The following is a 1,765-nucleotide window of genomic DNA, read 5'->3' as shown; positions in this document are numbered from 1 at the left end:
CCCATGCCCGGACCGGAACCCATGATCTGCATTGCGTTGCGCTATGCGGATGCCCCGCGCATGTATGACTGGCTGATCGAGGCCTTCGGCTTCGAGAAGCACGCGGCCTATTACTCGGAGGACGGCAGGACGCTGCTCCATGGCGAGCTGCGGATGGGCACGAGCTTCGTCATGCTCGGCTCGTCCGAAAACAACGCGTTCGGCAAGCTGGTGTCGCTGCCGTCCGAGCTCGGCGGCACCACCGCCTCGCCCTATATCGCGACCGACGACATCGACGCGCGCTGCGAGCGCGCGCGCAAGGCCGGTGCCGAGATCTGCATGGAGCCCACGGACCAGCCCTATGGCAGCCGGGACTTCATCTGCATGGACCCGGAAGGCCATGTCTGGTGCTTCGGGACCTACCGCCCCGGCTCGGCCGCGAGCTGAGCCGGCGGCGCGGCCCGCCTCGCCCGCAGCATCAGCCAGCAGACCACGCTCAGATTGACGAGGTTCCAGGCGAGGCCGTTGAGGAAGGCCATCCGGTAGGAGTTGAAATAATCGAAGATCACGCCTGACAGATAGCCGCCGACCGCCATGCCCAGCACCGTCATCGACATCACCAGGCCGATGCGCATGCCGGCCTGCTTGGCCGGCATGTACTCGCGGATGACGACGGCATACATCGGCACGATGCCGCCCTGGAACAGGCCGAAGATGGCACTGACGATGTAGAGGGACTGCAGCCCGTCGAACCAGAGATAGAGGAAGAGCGCGACGCCCTGCATCAGCGATCCCAGCGCCAGCGTCAGCGTGCCGCCGATCCGGTCGGCGATGAAGCCGGAGCCGACGCGGCTGATGATGCCGAGCAGCATCATCAGCGAAAGCATCTCGGCGCCACGAGCCACGCCGTAGCCGAGGTCGCCGCAATAGGCGACGATATGGACCTGCGGCATTGCCATCGCGACACAGCAGGCGAAGCCGGCGACGCAGAGCAGGAGCTGCAGTTGGTTGGGGCTCAGGCCGAGATCGCCACGCGCGCCGGCACTATGGGCCTCGTCCGCGGCAAGCGTCGCCGCCGCGGGCTGGCGGCGAAAGAACGGTGCCAGAGGCAACATCACCACCAGCGCCACGACGGCGATGCCGAAATGCGTGGCGCGCCAGCCGTGATTGACCAGTCCCCATTGGATGACCTGCGGCCAGACGACGCCGGCGAGATAGCTGCCCGAGGCGCCGCAGACGACCGCGAGCCCGCGATGGCGGCGGAACCAGTGCGACAGATCGGAGATCAGCGGCGAGAAGCCGGCGCCGGTACCCAGGCCGATCAGCAATCCATGCGCCAGCGTGAACTGCCAGAGAGAATGCGACAGGCCCGCAGCGGTATAGCCGGCCGCGAGCAGCAGGGCGCCGGCGATGATCGGCACCATGATTCCGTAGCGATCCGCGACCCGGCCCATGATGATGTTGCCGGCCCCGAAGCCGAGCATGGCGAAGGTGTAAGGCAGCGAGGCACCGGCCCGCAGCGTCTCGAACTCGCCCTGCATCGCCGGCAGAACGACGACCACCGACCACGAGCCGACGCAGGCCACGGTGCCGACGACAAGCGCGATCGCGAGCCGTAGCCAGGCATAGGGGGAATCGGGTTGGTAGCGGTCGGTGGCGTGGGACATGTTTCCTCGGCGGCCACCTGTCTGGAGATGGCTCTTCTCCGGGCAGCTTTAGCGACTGCGATGCCCCGGACAAGCGCGCCCGGGACAGGGCGGCCGCGCGATCGCGGCAGGAGAGCCCG

Annotated in this window: 2 protein-coding genes; one reads left to right on the top strand and one right to left on the bottom strand. The window is 67.4% G+C overall.

Annotated elements, in window-relative coordinates; translation table 11 throughout:
- A partial coding sequence (locus ACIPIA_RS15565) for a VOC family protein (protein ID WP_400510863.1) occupies window positions 1–426 on the top strand: 426 nt, incomplete at its 5' end.
- Here ACIPIA_RS15565 and ACIPIA_RS15560 read toward each other — a convergent pair.
- Complete coding sequence (locus ACIPIA_RS15560) at window positions 399–1,646, bottom strand: MFS transporter (RefSeq protein ID WP_400510862.1); 1,248 nt, start codon at window positions 1,644–1,646, stop codon at window positions 399–401. The two genes, ACIPIA_RS15565 and ACIPIA_RS15560, sit on opposite strands and share 28 nt — an antisense overlap.
- Window positions 1,647–1,765 lie beyond the last annotated feature (119 nt).

It is taken from the genome of Allobosea sp. CER48, assembly GCF_044752385.1.
In the GTDB taxonomy this organism is placed as follows: Bacteria; Pseudomonadota; Alphaproteobacteria; order Rhizobiales; family Beijerinckiaceae; genus Allobosea.
The sequence above is the reverse complement of the archived record's forward strand: the minus strand, read 5'-3'. Positions and strand labels throughout refer to the sequence as shown.

What these genes read in the sequence shown, in the direction of transcription:
- ACIPIA_RS15560 (WP_400510862.1), bottom strand. Translation starts at nt 1,646, where the DNA reads ATGTCCCACGCCACCGACCGCTACCAACCCGATTCCCCCTATGCCTGG.